Below are 17,106 nucleotides of genomic sequence, written 5' to 3' on the forward strand. Positions count from 1 at the left end.
GCCCGTAAATGAAATTTCTCACGGGCTGGTTTTTGTCATATTCACGTCATCTCATTCATTTGCAGAATGAAGTCCTGAGGATTCTTCGTTTGCAAGCGCGACTTGCGCTCAACAAAATCCAGGCACAGGCCACCTCTATCGTCATAGCCATCAGGAATTTTTCTATGCCTAGCACCGCACATGTCAGCCCAGACGAGATCCGCAAGGGCTTTTCCAAGGCCATGTCCGACATGTACCGAGATGAAGTTCCCCTGTATGGCGCGCTGATGGAGCTGGTGGCCGAGACCAATACCTACGTGCTCGACACCCAGCCGCAGCTGGCGCAGCAGCTGCAACGCACTGGCGAAATCCAGCGCCTGGACATGGAACGCCACGGCGCGATCCGTCTTGGCACGGCTGAAGAACTGGCGACCATCAGCCGCCTGTTCGCAGTGATGGGCATGCAACCGGTGGGCTACTACGACCTGACACCGGCTGGCGTGCCCGTGCACTCCACCGCGTTTCGTGCCGTGCATGAACAAGCGCTGCAAACCAGCCCGTTTCGCGTGTTTACCTCATTGCTGCGCCTGGAACTGATCGAAAACCCCGACCTGCGCGCCTTTGCCGAAACCGCCCTGGCCAAGCGCTCGATCTTCACCCCTGGCGCTCTGGCGCTGATCGAACAGGCGGAAAAGGAGGGAGGCCTCGACGCTGAGAACGCCGATGAATTTGTCCGCCAGGCCTTGGAAACCTTCCGCTGGCACCACACCGCCACCGTCACCGGCGCGCAGTACCAGCAACTGAGCGACCAGCATCGCTTGATCGCGGACGTGGTCGCCTTCAAAGGCCCGCACATCAACCACCTGACCCCGCGCACCCTGGACATCGACCACGTCCAGGCCGCCATGCCCAACAAAGGCATCACGCCAAAAGCCGTGATCGAAGGACCCCCTTGCCGCCGCTGCCCGATCCTGCTGCGCCAGACCAGCTTCAAGGCCCTGGATGAACCCATCGCCTTCACCGACGCCCAAGGCAGCCACAGCGCACGCTTTGGTGAAATCGAACAACGCGGCGTAGCGCTCACGCCCAAAGGCCGTGCGCTGTACGACCAGTTACTGAACGCCGCGCGCGACGAACTGGGCGCTTTCCCCAATGAGGGCAACGCCGCGCGTTATGTCGAATTGATGGAACGGCACTTCCAGGCCTTCCCGGATGATCACGCGCAGATGCGTGAACAGGGCCTGGCCTACTTCCGCTATTTCACAACCGAGCAGGGCCTGGCGGCGCGCGGTTCGGCTGATCAACCGCGAACCCTGGACGCATTGATCGCAGCGGGCCACATCGATGTGGAGCCTTTGGTGTATGAAGATTTTCTGCCGGTGAGTGCAGCGGGGATTTTCCAGTCAAACCTGGGGGATGCGGCGCAGAGTCACTACGCAGCCAACTCGAACCAGGCCGAATTTGAAAAAGCGCTGGGCCGTCCGACGATCGATGAATTGAAGCTGTATGGCGAGACGCAGCAGCGCTCGATTGATGCGTGCACACAGGCACTGCTGGCCTGAAATGAAGTACCCACCCGGCTCACCAGCGCAATCCTTGCGCCGCAACAGTCCCCAGAGCCGGGTGGGCGGTGGGCATCATAGGCAGTGAAAGCCGCCCTGTCCTTCAGACAATTCTGAACAAATGTGTCCGCGCCTGTAGGAACGCGGACGGTGGCTTACCCCAACTTCGCCACAATGTCGTCTTTGATCAACAGTCGTTTCTTCTTCAGTTTCTCCACATCCTCATCGCTGGCGCTTGCCGATTCTGCCTTCAGCACCTCCTTGTCAGCGTCATCGTATTGAGTGAGCAGCGAGTCCAGACGTTTGTCGCTCGCCCTGCGTGCGTGAACGACTTCCTTGCTCAACCCCAAGTCCTGATACAGGTCGTGTTTCACTGGCATGGCGTACCTCCGCAAGTTGATCAATGGCTTACGCCCTAGAAGCTAGACCATTGCGAGGGGTCTTGTCATGTCCGGGGTCAATACAGCCCCGTTCGTCGCGGCGCAGGTGTTTGGATCAAACCTTTGCGGCGCCCTGCCCTCCACTCTAGATAGCCATTCGAGGGAGACCGGTTTCATGACTCATGCTGCCACCGCTGTCGACACCCAATGCATCAACACGATCCGCACCCTGGCCATGGACGCCGTGCAGAAGGCCAATTCTGGCCATCCGGGCACGCCCATGGGCCTGGCGCCGGTGGGTTACACGCTGTGGAGTCGCTTCCTGCGTTATCACCCGGAGCATCCCGACTGGCCCAACCGTGACCGCTTTGTGTTGTCGGTGGGGCATGCGTCGATGTTGCTGTATTCGCTGCTGCACCTGGCGGGTGTGGTGGAAATCGACGCCCATGGCAAGCGCACTGGCCAGCCGGCGATCAGCCTGGACGATATCAAGCAGTTCCGGCAGGCCGATTCAAAAACTCCGGGCCATCCCGAGTACCGCATGACCACTGGCGTGGAAACCACCACCGGGCCACTCGGCCAAGGCTGCGCCAACAGCGTCGGCATGGCGATGGCCGAGCGCTGGTTGGCCGAGCGTTTCAACCGTGATGGCAAGGTGTTGTTCGACTACAACGTCTACACCCTGTGTGGTGACGGCGACATGATGGAAGGCATCAGCAGCGAAGCCGCGTCGATGGCCGGACATTTGAAGCTTGCGAACCTGTGCTGGATCTACGACAACAACACCATCAGTATCGAAGGGCACACCGAGTTGGCGTTCAGCGAAGACGTGATCAAGCGATTCCAGGCCTATGGCTGGCACACGTTGCACGTGACTGACGCCAATGACTTGCAGGCGCTGAGCGCAGCGTTGGAGACATTCAAGGCGAACACAGGAGCCCCGACCCTGATCGTGGTCGACAGCGTGATCGGCTACGGCTCGCCCCACAAGCACAACACCGCCGCCGCCCATGGCGAGCCATTGGGTGATGATGAGATTCGTCTGACCAAGGCCGCTTATGGCTGGCCACAGGATTCAAGTTTTCTGGTGCCGGACGACGCGCGCACCCTCTTGCGTGATGCCCTGTTGGAACGCAGCCAGGCGTTATACGAAACCTGGAGTCAGCACCTGTCGCAGCTGGCGCAGCACGAGCCGGAACTGGCTGACGAGTTGCACCGCATGCGCGCAGGGGAAATGCCCGAGCATTGGCAAGACAATTTGCTGCACTTCGACAGCGACACCAAGGGCGTGGCCAGCCGCGCAGCCGGTGGCGAAGTGCTGAATGCGTTTGCCCAACAAGTCCCCTGGTTGCTCGGCGGCTCGGCAGATCTGTCACCGTCGACCAAGACCAACCTTACCTTCGACGGCGCCGGGCGTTTCAGTGCCGACGACTACAGCGGGCGCAACCTGCACTTCGGCATCCGTGAACACGCCATGGGCGCGATTGCCAATGGCATGGCGTTGTCCTACCTGCGGCCGTACACCTCGACCTTCCTGGTGTTCAGCGACTATATGAAACCACCGATCCGCCTGGCGGCGATCATGGAGTTGCCGGTGGTGTTTGTGTTCACCCATGACTCGATTGGCGTCGGTGAAGACGGGCCGACGCACCAGCCAATCGAACACCTCACGCAACTGCGCGCCACACCGGGGTTGCTGACGCTGCGGCCCGGCGATGCCAACGAAACCCTGGAGCTGTGGAAGGTCGCCCTGGCGCAAACCCATCGGCCGAGTTGCGTGGTGTTGTCGCGCCAGCCGTTGCCGACGTTGGATCGTACGAAGTACGCGGCGGCGTCCGGGGCAGCCAAAGGGGCCTATGTACTGGCGAGTGCCGAAGAGCCCAAAGTGATTCTGCTGGCGACCGGCAGCGAGGTCAGCCTGGCCGTGGCGGCGTATGAACAGTTGAAAGGTCAAGGGATCGCTGCGCGGGTCGTTTCGATGCCCAGCTGGGAATTGTTTGAAGACCAGGACCAGGCCTATCGCGACAGCGTGTTGCCGCCAGCGCTGAAAGCGCGCGTCGTGGTGGAACAGGCTGGGCCATTGGGTTGGGACCGGTATGTGGGGCAGACCGGCGCCAAAGTGGTGATGAACAGCTTCGGTGCGTCGGCGCCGCTGGCGAAGTTGCAGGAGAAGTTTGGGTTTACGGTGGAGAATGTGGTGGAGCAGGCTTTATCGCAGGTTCAACTGATTCAGGGTTGAGCTAAAAGTAGGATTGCGCGCGAATGCGGGGGGCAGTTTTTTTGGGTGGGGTACATATCCGTTATTTAGGTAACGGCGGCCTATGGTTCCGCTCTTACAGCGGCTCACTTTTGGAAAGGCCGGCTTGAGTGGTGTAGAGCAAAGGCAAAGGCGAACGCGTTTTCTGTAGGAGCTGGCTTGCCTGCGATGGTCGTTAACGATGACGTGGGAAACCAGAATGAACGCGGCGTTCTCACGTTTTTCGCCGGCAAGCCGGCTCCTACAGAAAACGAAAAGCGTATCCAAGATGCGAAGCGAGTCGCTCTTGATCTTGATCTTAGGCGCCCCGTCAAACACGCTGGCCGAACGCAGGCTTGAATCCGTGGGTAACCCGGCAGGACGCCGGGTTAGCCGCGCTGGGCCAAGGATGGCCCATCGCGGCGGCCCACGGATTCAAGCCGGAGTGAGGGCATGCCGAGCCTAGGCGAGGCACCGAGTGTTGGGGCGAAGGCCTTTTGGTTACTTTTGGGCCTTTCCAAAAGTGACCCGCTGTAAGAGCGGAACCATAGGCCGCCGTTACCTAAACAACGGATATGTACACCAACACAAATACCCCCCCACATGTGATCGAAATTGCCAGTTAAATCAGCTCTCGGGCCAGGAACGGCGCAGTCCGGCTCACCTTGCTTTTCGCAACTTTCTGCGGCGTACCACTGACAACCACCTTACCCCCCAAATCCCCCGCCCCCGGCCCGATATCAATTACCCAATCACTCTGCGCCACCACGCGCATCTCATGCTCCACCACAACCACCGTATGCCCCGCGTCCACCAAGTGATTCAACTGGCTGAGCAAACGGTCCACATCCCGTGGATGCAGCCCGGTGGTCGGCTCATCCAACACATACAAGGTCGCGCCCCGCGCATTACGTTGCAGCTCAGTCGCCAGTTTGATGCGCTGCGCTTCACCGCCCGACAGCTCAGTGGCCGGTTGGCCCAGGCGCAGGTAGCCCAGGCCGATATCCCGCAGCACCAGCAACGGGCGCAGTACGCTCGGTTGTTCGGCGAACACGTCCACCGCTTGCTCCACCGTCAGCCCCAGCACTTGGGCGATGGTCAAGCCTTGCCATGTCACCGACAGGGTCTCTGGGTTGTAGCGCGCTCCATGACAGGTCGGGCACGGTGCGTACACGCTCGGCATGAACAACAACTCGACACTGACAAAACCTTCCCCTTCGCAATTCGGGCAACGGCCCTTGGCGACGTTGAAGGAGAATTGCCCGGCATCGTAATGACGCTTCTTCGCCGCCGGTGTGGCCGCGAACAGCTTGCGCACGTTGTCGAACAGGCCGGTATAGGTCGCCAGGTTCGAGCGCGGTGTGCGGCCGATGGGCTTCTGATCCACCTGTACCAGGCGGCGGATGTGCTCCAGCCCGGCTTTGATGTACCCGCCACTGGTTTGCGGCGCGTCGTCTTCCAGGCTTGGTTCTTCGTCATTTTCCACGGCGCGCCCGAGACCGGCGCCCACCAGTTCCAGCAGGGCCTGGCTGACCAGGCTGGACTTGCCCGACCCGGAAATGCCGGTGACCGCGGTGAAGCAGCCCAGCGGAAAATCGACGTTCAGATCCTTGAGATTATTGCGCGTCAGCCCTTGCAGTTTCAGCCAGCCGGTGGGCTCGCGGCGCGCCTGGTTCGGCGCGCGTTTTTCTGCGAACAGGTACTCACGGGTCTGCGACGCCTCGATTTGCGCAAGCCCTGCGGGCGGGCCGCTGTACAGCACCTGCCCGCCCTGTTCGCCGGCCGCCGGGCCGACGTCGATCAGCCAATCGGCGCGGCGCATGGTTTCCAGGTCATGTTCCACCACAAACAATGAATTGCCCGCGGCTTTCAAACGCTCCAGGGCGGTGAACAACGCCTCGCCATCCGCCGGATGCAGACCCGCCGAGGGTTCATCCAGCACGTAAATCACGCCGAACAACTGCGAGCCCAGTTGTGTGGCCAAACGCAGCCGCTGCAACTCCCCGGACGACAAGGTCGGCGTACTGCGCTCCAGGGACAGATAACCCAGGCCCAACTCGGTCAACGTGCTGACCCGCTCCAGCAAATCCTGGGCAATACGCTGCGCCGCAAGACGTTTTTCCACCGACAGTTTCATCGTGTCCTGGCCCGCCGCCACCGGCCGCAGCAACTCGGCCAAGCGCGTCAATGACAACTGCGACAACTCACCGATGTCCACCCCGGCAAACTTCACCGACAGCGCGGCCTTGGTCAGGCGTTTGCCTTCGCACAACGGGCAGGCGCTGCCCTGCATGAACTGCGAGACGCGCTTCTTCATCAGCGCGCTCTGGGTGTGGGCAAAGGTGTGCAGTATGTAGCGCCGGGCGCCCATGAAAGTGCCTTGGTAGCTCGGCTCCAGTTTGCGCTTGAGCGCATCGCGGGTCTGTTCCGGAGTAAAGCCAGCGTAGACCGGTGCGGTGGGGGTCTCTTCGGTGAACAGGATCCAGTCGCGCTGCTTTTTCGGCAGGTCACGCCACGGGATATCCACGTCGTAGCCCAGGGTCACCAGGATGTCCCGCTGGTTCTGGCCTTGCCACGCCAATGGCCAGGACGCCACTGCACGCTGGCGGATGGTCAACGAAGGGTCCGGCACCATCAACGCTTCGGTCACTTCATACACACGGCCCAGGCCATGGCATTGCGGACACGCGCCCTGGGGAAGGTTCGGCGAGAAGTCCTCGGCATACAGCATCGGTTGTCCCGGCGGATAGCTGCCAGCACGGGAGTACAACATGCGGATCAGGCTCGACAACGTCGTCACGCTGCCCACCGACGAGCGCGCACTCGGCGTACCGCGCTGCTGTTGCAGGGCCACGGCGGGCGGCAGGCCTTCGATGCTGTCCACGTCCGGCACACCGACCTGGTCGATCAGCCGTCGCGCATACGGCGCCACCGACTCGAAATAACGCCGCTGCGCCTCGGCATACACCGTGGAAAACGCCAGGGACGACTTGCCGGAACCCGATACACCGGTAAACACCACCAGGGCATCCCGGGGAATATCCACATCGACGTTACGCAGGTTGTGCTCGCGGGCGCCGCGCACGCGGACGAAGCCGCTTTGCTGGGCAGTGATCGCTGGGATGTTGCGCTGTGAAGTCATGGACAACCTTGTCGGGCGGTGAGCACGCTGCGCACCCGTTGCGTCAGGGCTTCGGGGCTGTAGGGCTTGCTCAGCAGATGAATTTCGGCGCTCAGCAGGTGATTGCTGGAGAGAATGTCACGCGTATGGCCGGAGGTGAACAACACTGCAACTGGAGGACTCTGTGCACGGGCCCAGTCGGCCAGGTCGGTGCTTTTGACGCGGCCAGGCATGACCACATCGGTGAAGATCAGCTCCGGCTGCAAACCGGCTTGCAGCTTTTGCATGGCCTGGTCGCCGTCATCCGCCGTGAGCACGGTGTAGCCGGACTGTTCAAGCAGCTCGACGACGGTCAGGCGCACGCCTTCATTGTCCTCGACCACCAGGATGGTTTCCTGGCCGCCACTCTGAGGGATCTGATCGATATGCACATCAAGGCTTTCCGGCTCCAGGCTGTGGGGGAAATACATCTGCACCACAGAACCCTTGCCCTCCTCGCTCCACATCTCCACATGCCCGCCACTCTGGCGCACAAAGCCGAACACCATGCTCAACCCGAGGCCGGTGCCATGGCCTTCGCGCTTGGTAGTGAAAAAGGGTTCGAACGCCCGTTTCAACGTGGACTCGGACATGCCGACACCGGTGTCGATCACCGCCAGCCGCACATATTCGCCAGGCTTGATGCTTTTGCCCACACAATCGTCCGGGTTGAGGATGATGTTTTCGCCGGTAATACGGATCACGCCTTCGCCCTGCATGGCGTCCCGGGCGTTGATCGCCAGGTTGAGCAGCGCATTTTCCAGCTGATTGCGGTCGACGTTGATAAACCAGGAGTCCTGGGGCAATTGCACATCGATATGGATGGTTTCCCCCAGCGCCCGTTGCAGCAGTTCGCCAAGACCCGCGTAGATGCGTTGCGGGTTATACACCGCCGGCGACAAGGGTTGGCGACGGGCAAACGCAAGCAACTGCGACGACAGCTTGGCCCCGCGTTCCACCGCCGCAATGGCCGCGGCGACACGGCGCTGCACCTGGGCGTTGTCCGGTTCATGGCGAGCCAGCAAATGCAGGTTGCCGGCGATCACTTGCAGCAGGTTATTGAAGTCGTGGGCCACGCCACCGGTCAGGCCGCCGATGGCTTCGAGTTTCTGCGACTGGCGCAGTTGGTCCTCGGCAGCGGAACGCGCGTGCACCTCAGCGGCGACCCGTTGCTCCAGGTTATGCGTGAGTTCCTGGCGCACCTGTTCGGACTTCACCAGTTCGGTGGTCTCCACCACAATCGCCAATACCCCGGCCGGTTGCTGGTTGTCGCCGGCGACCGGGCTGTAATACAGGTCCAGCCACACGGTTTCCGGCTTGCCATTGCGCAAAAGCACCAGGTCCTTGTTGTTGAACGACAGGGTGCCGCCGGCCAGGCAGGTATCCATCACATGGCGGTTGAACTCGGCGACTTCCGGCCAACCCAACTCTACCGGCGTCCCCAACAGGTACGGGTGGCGGCCACCGGCAAAGGCCGAGTAGCTGTCGTTGTAGATCATGTACCCCCATTGGCCCCACAGCATCACCATGGGCACCGGTGACGCCAGCATCATCTGCACGGTGCAGGTCAGGCTGGTGGACCATTGGTCGATAGGGCCCAGGTCGGTGGTTGCCCAATCGAAGTCGCGGATACGCTGGGCCATTTCTCCGGCCCAACCTTCACAGCCGTGGGGGTTGGATAAAAATTGCATCATTGAACTCTGCGCAAAGAAAGGACAGCCGCAAAATTTGGAGCGCACCAGGGCCGGATGGTTTCATCTTGTATAACTTAGGGGGTAATGGCCGCAGAAGCCACTGCCCCTAATGAAAATCCCGGCTGCGCACATGGATGCCTTCCAGCAATGGCGTCAGGTCGGTAAGGCGCCCGGCAATCAGGTGCCGCACTTCGCCCACCGCTTCCCAGCGACCGTCTACTTTCAACAACCGCGAGCCCACCAATGCCTGGCGTTGACGCTCAGCCAGGTCACGCCAGACCACCACATTGAGGTTGCCGAATTCATCTTCCAGGGTGACAAAGGTCACCCCACTGGCCGTGCCGGGACGTTGTCGACCAGTAACCAGCCCGGCGACACTGACATTACGCCCATGCTCCACCGCCATCAGCTCCTGGGAACTGCGACAGCGCCGCTTGCGCAGTTCCGCACGCAACAACGCCAACGGATGCGGCCCCAGGGTGGTGCCGACCGTGGCGTAGTCGGCGTGCAGGTCCTCACCCACGGTGGGCGTCGGCAATTCCACCACGGCTTCGTCCGGGCTCGGCAGGCCGGCAAACAGCCCGAGTTGCTTGTGTACGCCGGCCACTTCCCAACGCGCCTTGTGTCGGTTGCCAGCCAGGGCGCGCAAGGCGCCGGCATCCGCCAGCAGTGCCTGGGCGCGTGCATCCAGCCCGGCACGCTCGTCCAGGTCGGCAATATCGCTGAACGCCCGGCGCTGGCGTGCGCTTTCGATGCGCCGCGCATCTTCTTCGCGAAACCCCGCGATCATGCGCAAGCCCATGCGAATCGCCGGCTGTGCGCCGTCAATCGGCTCCAGGCTGCAATCCCAGTCGCTGGCCTGCACGTCCACCGGGCGGATCTGCAAGCGATGGCGCCGCGCGTCCTGCAGGATCTGGTCCGGACTGTAGAAACCCATGGGCCAGCTGTTGATCAGCGCACAGGCAAACGCCGCCGGCTCATGGCACTTGAGCCAGCAACTGGCGTAGGTCAACAAGGCGAAACTGGCCGCGTGGGACTCGGGGAAACCGTAGCTACCAAAACCCTTGATCTGCTCGAAAATCTGCGCGGCAAAGGCCTCGCTGTAGCCGTTTTTCAGCATGCCGGTGCGCAGGCGCGCCTGGTGCGGTTCCAGGCCACCGTGGCGTTTCCAGGCGGCCATGGAGCGGCGCAACTGGTCAGCCTCGCCGGGGCCATAATCGGCGGCGACCATGGCGATCTGCATCACCTGTTCCTGGAACAGCGGAATGCCCAGGGTGCGCTCCAGCACCACTTTCAGTTCGGGTGACGGATACGTGGTGGCCTCCTCCTTGTTCCGCCGTCGCAAGTACGGGTGCACCATGCCACCCTGGATCGGCCCCGGCCTCACGATAGCGACCTCGATCACCAGGTCATAGAACGTTTGCGGCTTGAGCCTGGGCAGCATCGACATCTGCGCCCGCGACTCGATCTGGAACACACCGATGGTATCGGCCTTGCTGATCATCGCGTAGGTGGCCGGGTCTTCCTTGGGTACCGACGCCAGGCTCATGTCACGGTTGCGATGGCGGCGCAGCAGGTCGAAACAGCGGCGGATCGCGCTGAGCATGCCCAAGGCCAGGATGTCCACCTTAAGCAGGCCGACGGCGTCGAGGTCGTCTTTGTCCCACTGGATGATGGTGCGCTCGGCCATGGCGGCATTTTCCACCGGCACCAGGGTGTCCAGCGGGTATTCGGAAATCACGAAGCCACCAGGGTGCTGGGACAGGTGCCGGGGGAAGCCGATCAATTGCTGGGTGAGCGTGAGCACGCGGCGCAGGATCGGGCTGTCGGGGTCGAAGCCGCCTTCGCGCAGGCGCTCCAGCGGAGGCGCGTCGTCACTCCAGCGCCCGCAGCAGTCGGCCAGGGCATTGATCTGATCCGGCGGCAACCCCAGGGCCTTGGCCACATCGCGCACCGCGCCGGACGCGTGGTAACTGCTGACCACCGCCGTCAACGCCGCGCGGGTACGGCCGTAGCGCTGGAACACGTACTGCAGCACTTCTTCGCGGCGTTCGTGCTCGAAGTCCACGTCGATATCCGGCGGCTCATTGCGCTCCCTGGAAAGAAAACGCTCGAACAGCATGCTGGTCAGGCTCGGGTCGATCTCGGTGATGCCCAAGGCAAAACACACCGCCGAGTTGGCCGCCGAGCCGCGCCCCTGGCACAGGATCGACCGGCTGCGAGCGAACTGCACAATGTCGTGCACCGTGAGGAAGTAGCTTTCGTAACCCAACTCGCCGATCAACTCCAGCTCGCTGTTGATCTGCTGCAAGGTCTTGGCGTCGACACCCTGCGGCCAACGTTTGGCGATGCCTTCTTCGGTCACGGCGCGCAGCCAGGATTCGGCGTCGTGACCTTCAGGCACCAGTTCCCGTGGGTAGTGATAGCGCAATTGGCTGAGGTCGAAGGTGCAGCGGCGGGCAATGGCCTGGGTTTCGTCGAGCAACGACGCGGGGTACAGCGCGCTTAACGCCTCCAGGCTGCGCAGGTGCCGCTCGCCATTGGGGTGCAGCCGCGTGCCGGCTTCGGCCACCGGAACGTGATGGCGGATGGCGGTCATGGTGTCTTGCAGGGCGCGGCGGCCACGCGCATGCATATGCACATCGCCGCAGGCCACAGCTGGGATATGCAGGCTGGCGGCCAATTGCAGGCGTTGTTCCAGGTGGCGAGCATCGTCCTGACCGCAGTGCAGGTGCACCGCCAGCCACAGGCGTTGCGCGAAGGTCCGGCACAGCCATTGGACGTCGGCCTGGGTGTCGCTGTCTTCGGCCACCCACAGCGCCAGCAGGCCGGGCAGCGGTTGCTCGAAGTCCTCGCGCAGCAGGCGATAGCGGCCTTTTTCGGCGCGCCGCCGGGCCAGGGTGATCAAGCGGCACAGGTGCTGGTAGCCGCTGAGGTCTTCCACCAGCAGCACCAGTTTCGGGCCGTTGTCGATACGCATCTCGCTGCCAATGATCAGCGGCAGCTCCACCGCCTTCGCCGCCTGCCAGGCGCGCACAATACCCGACAAGGTGCATTCGTCGGTGATTGCCAGGGCGCTGTAGCCTTGGCGCTTGGCGCGTTCGAACAGTTCCAGCGCACTGGAGGCGCCACGCTGGAAGCTGAAATTGGACAGGCAGTGCAACTCGGCGTAGCTCATGACCACCACCCCCTGTAGAAGCCGGCTTGCCGGCGAGGGTCGTCAACGATAACGCGGACAGCCAGGCAGAACGCGGTGCCTATGGTTTTTTCGCCGGCAAGCCGGCTCCTACAAAGGGAGGGTGTGTTCATGAGAACCAGCCTTGCAGCCACAATCCATCACTTTGCCCGACAGTGCGAAAGGCCCAGCCTTGCTGGCCGGCGCGGGTCTGGATCAGGTAGTAGTCACGACGAACATCGGCGCCGTCCCACCAGCCGGACTCGATGCGTTCCGGCCCCATGAGGATCTGCACGCCCTGCTCGCCCAGCAAGGTCGGTTCGTTCAGCAGCCAGCCGGGGCGCTGCACTTTGTTCAAGGTTGGGCATGGGGTTTTATCCGCTGCCGCTTGCCAGGCGCATTCGGGGCGGTGGTCGGCGTGAAAGCGCAAGCCCTGCACCGCCTCATCGCCCAAGCGGGCACGCAGGCGTTCGCGCAGTTGCTCCCACGGCAGGGTTTGTTGCGGGCGGTCGTCGAACAGGTCCTGGCGCTGGGGCACAAACACCGGCAGGTCCTGGGCCACCAGGCGAAAGCCGCGTACCGGTGAGGTAACTTGCACCTGCTCCAGACGGCCACGGGCCAATTCAAACAGCATCGCCGGTTCGCGTTCGGCACTGAGCAGGCCGACCTTGATCACGCTGTCGGGCGCCTGGGCGTGTTCAAGATGCAGGTCGAAACGCTGCACGCCACTGTCGCGGCCACACAGGAACGCGGACAGATCGCCAGTCAAACGCCTTAACGGAAACAGCAGCGCCTGATGGGATTGCACGTCGAAATTCAGCTCGATACGCACATCAAACCGGTCCGGCGGCTGATAGAACGCCAAGGCCAGCGGCCGCTGCCCAGCCAGTGCATCCAGATGCTTGAGCAGGCCGGCCTCAAAGCGCCGTGCCAGGGTATGCCGAGGCAGCGCCTGCACTTGGGCCAATGTGCGCAGGCCCATGCGCGACAAAGCCGTGGCGGCCTGCGGATCGAGGCCGGCGCGGTCGATGGGCAGCGGCGCCAGGGCCTGCATCAAGCCGTCATCCTGCACCGCCAGGCCATCGTAGATATTTGCCAGCACCCGCGCCGCCGCCGGGTTGGGCGCAGCGACTATTCGGTGACGAAAACCCAGTTCGGTCAATTCCTTGCGCAAGCGCGCTTCGAAGCGCGACCAAGGGCCGAACAGCCCCAGACTCGACTCGATCTCGAACAACAAGGCACGCGGATAGTACAGGCTGACCTGGGAGCTGAACTGATAGGCCCAGGCAGCGAGGAACTGCTGGTAGCGTTCGATTTCGGCGGGATCATATTCGGCGCTGGCAAAGGTCTTGACCAGGGCATGCGCCGCCGTCAGGGATTGACCGGGACGCAAGCCCAGGGCACGGGCGGCATCGTTGACGGTTTGCAGCAGACGGCGTTGCGGCGTGCCGGCCAGCAAGACCAGGGGTTGCTCCGGCTCGGGGTGCACACGCTGCACCCCGTCCAGCGCCAATTGCGGGAAGACAATACACACCCAACGCATGGCAACCTCAATGCCCCGCCAGTGCAATCGGCGCCGGATGGGCCAGGCCGCCCCGGCACTTGAGCACCCGCACCTGCGCAGGTTTGGCCTCCACGGCCAGGCGCAAGGCGGCCGGTGATGAATTGACCGCCTCACTCAAGGCACGCCAGGCAAAGGCCAGGGTCTGCCCGGTTTCCGCCGCCACTTGCAAGCGCCGCAGCGCGCGGTCATCAGCCTTGCGCGGCCAGCACAACACTGCACCGCAACTGCCGGAACGCAGGCATTGCTCCACCGCCCACAAGGCATCGCGCTCCTCGGCCTGGATCACCGAAAGCAGGCGCAGATCCACCCCGGCGTTCTGCCAGGCATGCGGATAGGGCGTGTAGGGCGGCGCCACCAACACAATGCGCTCGCCCGCCTTTGACAAACGGGCCAGGGTTGGCAGCACCAGTTGCAGTTCACCCACCCCCTCCTTGGCCATGAGGATTTCACTCAAGGCCGCCTCCGGCCAGCCGCCCGTGGGCAATACAGCATCCAGCGCTGCCAGCCCGGTGGGATACACACTGGCCGGCGGCGCGGCGGGCCGGCCTTTCCAGACACGCCCGCCATTGAACAGCGTGTCCAGTGCAACCACGGCGCCCATCAGCCTTGCCTCACCAAGCCGCAGAACACCCCTTCGATCGCCAGGTCCTGATCGGGCCCGACCACAATAGGTTGATACGCGGGGTTGCGCGGCAGCAAACGCACACTGTCGCCATGGCGTTCGAAACGCTTGATAGTCACTTCACCGTCCAGGCGCGCCACCACAATCTGCCCGTTCAAGGCCTCGGCACTGCGGCGCACGCCCACCAGATCGCCATCGAGAATACCGTCCTCGATCATCGAATCACCCTGCACGCGCAGCAGGTAATCCGGAGTTTTCGCGAAGGTCGATGGGTCGAGTTGCAGGCGGTTGTGCACTTCGGCATCGGCACCGATGGGCAAACCAGCAGCCACACGGCCGAGCACCGGTACATCCAGCCATTCCGGACGCTTCGGTTGATTGAGCAGGCGAATACCGCGCGCCTGGTTCGGGTTGACCTCGATAAACCCGGCTTCCGTCAGCGCCAGCACGTGCTTGCGCGCCACGCTGCGCGAGGCAAAGCCGAACGCCTCGGCGATCTCGGCGAGGCTGGGAGGCTGGCCTTGCTGCGCGATGCGGTCGCGGATAAAGGTCAGGATGGCGGTACGGCGGGGGGTTAGAGTCGTCATGGAGTACATTTGTACTCCTGTGGGAATTTTCTGACAATAGCCGCTAGTCGTGTGGGGGACGACAAGGTTTGTCGAAACGTCCCACGTATCGGCCGGATTAGCTCTACTCCCCTCCCCTTAGAACCTCAGCAAAGTCCCTCGCCTGAATACACAGTGCGAGGGATTGCGGATGAATTTTCTTGTTGGAGCTGTTTCTTGAACCCGGCCATTGGCAGGCTGGCCCTGACCCCAATGGAGGTGAAAACGGTCGATGTCGAGGCTGTCTTTCGCGACTTCCGAGAATGCCTGAATACCTTTGACGACTGGGCATCGAGCTTTTGGAGCTTTTCGGCGCTGGATGTCGAGCAGGTCTTCAAGGTCGGGGACGAAGTGGCGCTGGTCGCGCCGATCAACCGCTCTCTTTACCCGAGCAGCACCGTCGCTACCTGCCAGGCCAACGGCACGTTGACCCTGGTGCATATGTTCCAGAGCACGCGATTTGTGCCCATCGGCAACACGCCGGTGATTCTGCAACGCGTCGACCCCAACGGCGGCCCACTCGGCGAGCCGATCCACAAGACCATCGGCCCGAGCGGCATTCTCGAAATCGACGAGTGTGAGCGCAACCAGCAGTATCGGGTCAGCTTCTATCCCAATGTCTCCAAGGATCACGTCAAGGCGCTGTATGCGTCTTATCAGACAGTGATTGATGAACTGGAAATCCGTCTGCGCAACGAGTGGACCGGCACCTTCCAGACGCTGTGGAAGGACTACACCGATGCGAGCCCGCTTGATCAACGCAGAATGCTGGAGGCGGCGTTTCTGCGCGGCATGTGCAAGGCGCTCTACAACCTCTGGGACAACCTCACCCAACTGTGCGACCTGCTGGCCGACCTCAAGCCCAACAGCGAAAAGCTCCTGCACTACCTGTCCCAAACCGAACTGGATGAACTGCTGAAACTGGGCAGCGAGTCCATCGCAAAAGGCTTGTTGGTGCTCAGCGATGAGCCGCTGCTGTTCATTTATGTGTCGGCAATTTGCAGCTGGATTCGGATGTTGCCGCCGCAGGAGATGAACGAGGTGATGGGTGAGATCACCGGAGAGATCCTGATCAACCTGGTGCTGATCTGGGCGACGGCGGGCATGGGCGTGGCGGTGCGCCTCGGCGCCCAGGTGATGGGGCATATCAAATCCGGTCGGGTGCGCAAATGGCTGGGGATGTTGGCTGAGCAACTGGCAGGGCCTCGGTTGGACGCGCATGTCGAAGCGGCCAAGCCCATGTTGTTGGGCAGCTCGGCGACGCCGATTCGGACGATTCCGGATGTGCCGTTGAAGGCTGGGGATCAGGTGGTTTCCAACGCGGTGCCGGTGGTGCGGGACAAGTCCCAACGGACGGTGTTGGTGCGCCAGGAACATGTGGATGATGCGCCTGCTTCTGCTCGAAACCCGGCTGGAGATGCGGCTGATTCTTCGGACAAGACGGCCACCAACGGCTGCCCGGTGTCGATGGTCACGGGCGAGGAGCTGCTGACGCTCACCGATGGCACGTTGGATGGGATCTTGCCGTTTGAGTGGACGCGGTTGTATCGCACCAGCGCGGTGGAAGTGGATTGTGGATTGGGGTTTGGCTGGAGTCACTCGCTGGCGCATCGGCTGAGTGTTTCCGGGGATTCGGTGGTGTGGAACGATCATGAGAATCGGTCGACTACCCTGCCCCTGCCTTCTGACTCTCGACCGGCGATTACCAACAGCCTGGCCGAAGCGGCGATCTACTTGGGGTCGTTGCCCGATGAGTTAGTCCTGTCTCAAGGGGCGCGCTTCTACCATTTTCGCGACGGTGTGCTGACGGCGATCAGCGATGCGTATGACAACCGGTTGCGCATTTCCCGGAATTATCTGGGGCAGATTGAGCGGCTGGATAACGGCGTCGGGCGCTCGTTGTTTTTGCGCTATGCGTTGGGTCGCATTGTGGCGGTGGACTACCAGATTGAGCGGGCCGTCGATGACGGTCCGTTTGTCTGGGTGACGGAGCAGAACGTTGTTTCCTACGCCTATGACGTGGCGGGTCGGTTGGTTTCTGCGACCAATGCGGTAGGCGAAAGCGAGGTTTATCGGTACGACGAGCAGCACGTCATTCTTGAGCGTGGCTTGGCCGGTGGCGCGAGTTT

General features: G+C 62.3%; 10 protein-coding genes. 3 read left to right on the plus strand and 7 right to left on the minus strand.

Annotated features, from left to right (window positions below; translation table 11 throughout):
• Positions 1 to 164: 164 nt before the first annotated feature.
• The gene (gene hglS, locus U367_RS0108575) at positions 165 to 1,541 is read left to right on the plus strand and encodes a 2-oxoadipate dioxygenase/decarboxylase HglS (RefSeq protein ID WP_028616578.1); all 1,377 of its coding nucleotides are present in this window, start codon (positions 165 to 167) and stop codon (positions 1,539 to 1,541) included.
• A gap of 155 nt (positions 1,542 to 1,696) precedes the next feature.
• On the opposite strand, the gene U367_RS0108580 is transcribed toward hglS, so the two are convergent.
• Positions 1,697 to 1,921 carry a DUF465 domain-containing protein gene (locus tag U367_RS0108580; protein WP_028616579.1) on the minus strand — a complete coding sequence of 75 codons (225 nt, stop codon included), beginning with the start codon at positions 1,919 to 1,921 and terminating at the stop codon, positions 1,697 to 1,699.
• 175 nt (positions 1,922 to 2,096) lie between these two features.
• Here U367_RS0108580 and tkt point away from each other — a divergent pair, with 175 nt between their 5' ends.
• Positions 2,097 to 4,160: a transketolase gene (tkt, locus tag U367_RS0108585; RefSeq protein WP_028616580.1), complete on the plus strand. Its 2,064-nt coding sequence runs from the start codon at positions 2,097 to 2,099 to the stop codon at positions 4,158 to 4,160.
• A 619-nt stretch (positions 4,161 to 4,779) separates the two neighbouring features.
• Here tkt and U367_RS0108595 read toward each other — a convergent pair.
• From U367_RS0108595 to lexA, 6 genes are all read right to left on the minus strand, one after another.
• A complete protein-coding gene (locus U367_RS0108595; RefSeq protein ID WP_028616581.1) occupies positions 4,780 to 7,299 on the minus strand; it encodes an excinuclease ABC subunit UvrA in 2,520 nt (839 codons plus the stop codon).
• Positions 7,296 to 9,008 carry an ATP-binding protein gene (locus U367_RS0108600; protein WP_028616582.1) on the minus strand — a complete coding sequence of 571 codons (1,713 nt, stop codon included), beginning with the start codon at positions 9,006 to 9,008 and terminating at the stop codon, positions 7,296 to 7,298. The genes U367_RS0108595 and U367_RS0108600 overlap by 4 nt, the downstream gene beginning before the upstream one ends.
• Positions 9,009 to 9,117: 109 nt before the next feature.
• A complete protein-coding gene (locus tag U367_RS0108605; RefSeq protein WP_028616583.1) occupies positions 9,118 to 12,189 on the minus strand; it encodes an error-prone DNA polymerase in 3,072 nt (1,023 codons plus the stop codon).
• Positions 12,190 to 12,316: 127 nt separating this feature from the next.
• A complete protein-coding gene (locus tag U367_RS0108610) occupies positions 12,317 to 13,729 on the minus strand; it encodes a Y-family DNA polymerase (protein ID WP_028616584.1) in 1,413 nt (470 codons plus the stop codon).
• A 7-nt stretch (positions 13,730 to 13,736) separates the two neighbouring features.
• Positions 13,737 to 14,351, minus strand: a complete 615-nt coding sequence (gene imuA, locus U367_RS0108615) for a translesion DNA synthesis-associated protein ImuA (RefSeq protein WP_016980372.1) — start codon at positions 14,349 to 14,351, stop codon at positions 13,737 to 13,739.
• Positions 14,351 to 14,968 carry a transcriptional repressor LexA gene (gene lexA / locus U367_RS0108620; protein ID WP_028616585.1) on the minus strand — a complete coding sequence of 206 codons (618 nt, stop codon included), beginning with the start codon at positions 14,966 to 14,968 and terminating at the stop codon, positions 14,351 to 14,353. Before lexA ends, imuA begins: the two co-directional genes overlap by 1 nt.
• A 222-nt stretch (positions 14,969 to 15,190) precedes the next feature.
• On the opposite strand from lexA, the gene U367_RS0108625 reads away from it, so the two are divergent.
• Positions 15,191 to 17,106, plus strand: a 1,916-nt coding sequence (locus U367_RS0108625; protein WP_161634119.1) for an RHS repeat domain-containing protein, incomplete at its 3' end; no start/stop codon positions are given.

It is taken from the genome of Pseudomonas canadensis (assembly GCF_000503215.1).
GTDB lineage: Bacteria > Pseudomonadota > Gammaproteobacteria > Pseudomonadales > Pseudomonadaceae > Aquipseudomonas > Aquipseudomonas canadensis.

Excerpts from the sequence above, each read along its gene's own strand:
- U367_RS0108605 (WP_028616583.1), bottom strand. The coding sequence starts at position 12,189 with ATGAGCTACGCCGAGTTGCACTGCCTGTCCAATTTCAGCTTCCAGCGT.
- U367_RS0108580 (WP_028616579.1), bottom strand. The coding sequence starts at position 1,921 with ATGCCAGTGAAACACGACCTGTATCAGGACTTGGGGTTGAGCAAGGAA.
- hglS (WP_028616578.1), top strand. The coding sequence starts at position 165 with ATGCCTAGCACCGCACATGTCAGCCCAGACGAGATCCGCAAGGGCTTT.
- tkt (WP_028616580.1), top strand. The coding sequence starts at position 2,097 with ATGACTCATGCTGCCACCGCTGTCGACACCCAATGCATCAACACGATC.
- U367_RS0108600 (WP_028616582.1), bottom strand. The coding sequence starts at position 9,008 with ATGCAATTTTTATCCAACCCCCACGGCTGTGAAGGTTGGGCCGGAGAA.
- lexA (WP_028616585.1), bottom strand. The coding sequence starts at position 14,968 with ATGTACTCCATGACGACTCTAACCCCCCGCCGTACCGCCATCCTGACC.
- U367_RS0108595 (WP_028616581.1), bottom strand. The coding sequence starts at position 7,299 with ATGACTTCACAGCGCAACATCCCAGCGATCACTGCCCAGCAAAGCGGC.
- U367_RS0108610 (WP_028616584.1), bottom strand. The coding sequence starts at position 13,729 with ATGCGTTGGGTGTGTATTGTCTTCCCGCAATTGGCGCTGGACGGGGTG.
- imuA (WP_016980372.1), bottom strand. The coding sequence starts at position 14,351 with ATGGGCGCCGTGGTTGCACTGGACACGCTGTTCAATGGCGGGCGTGTC.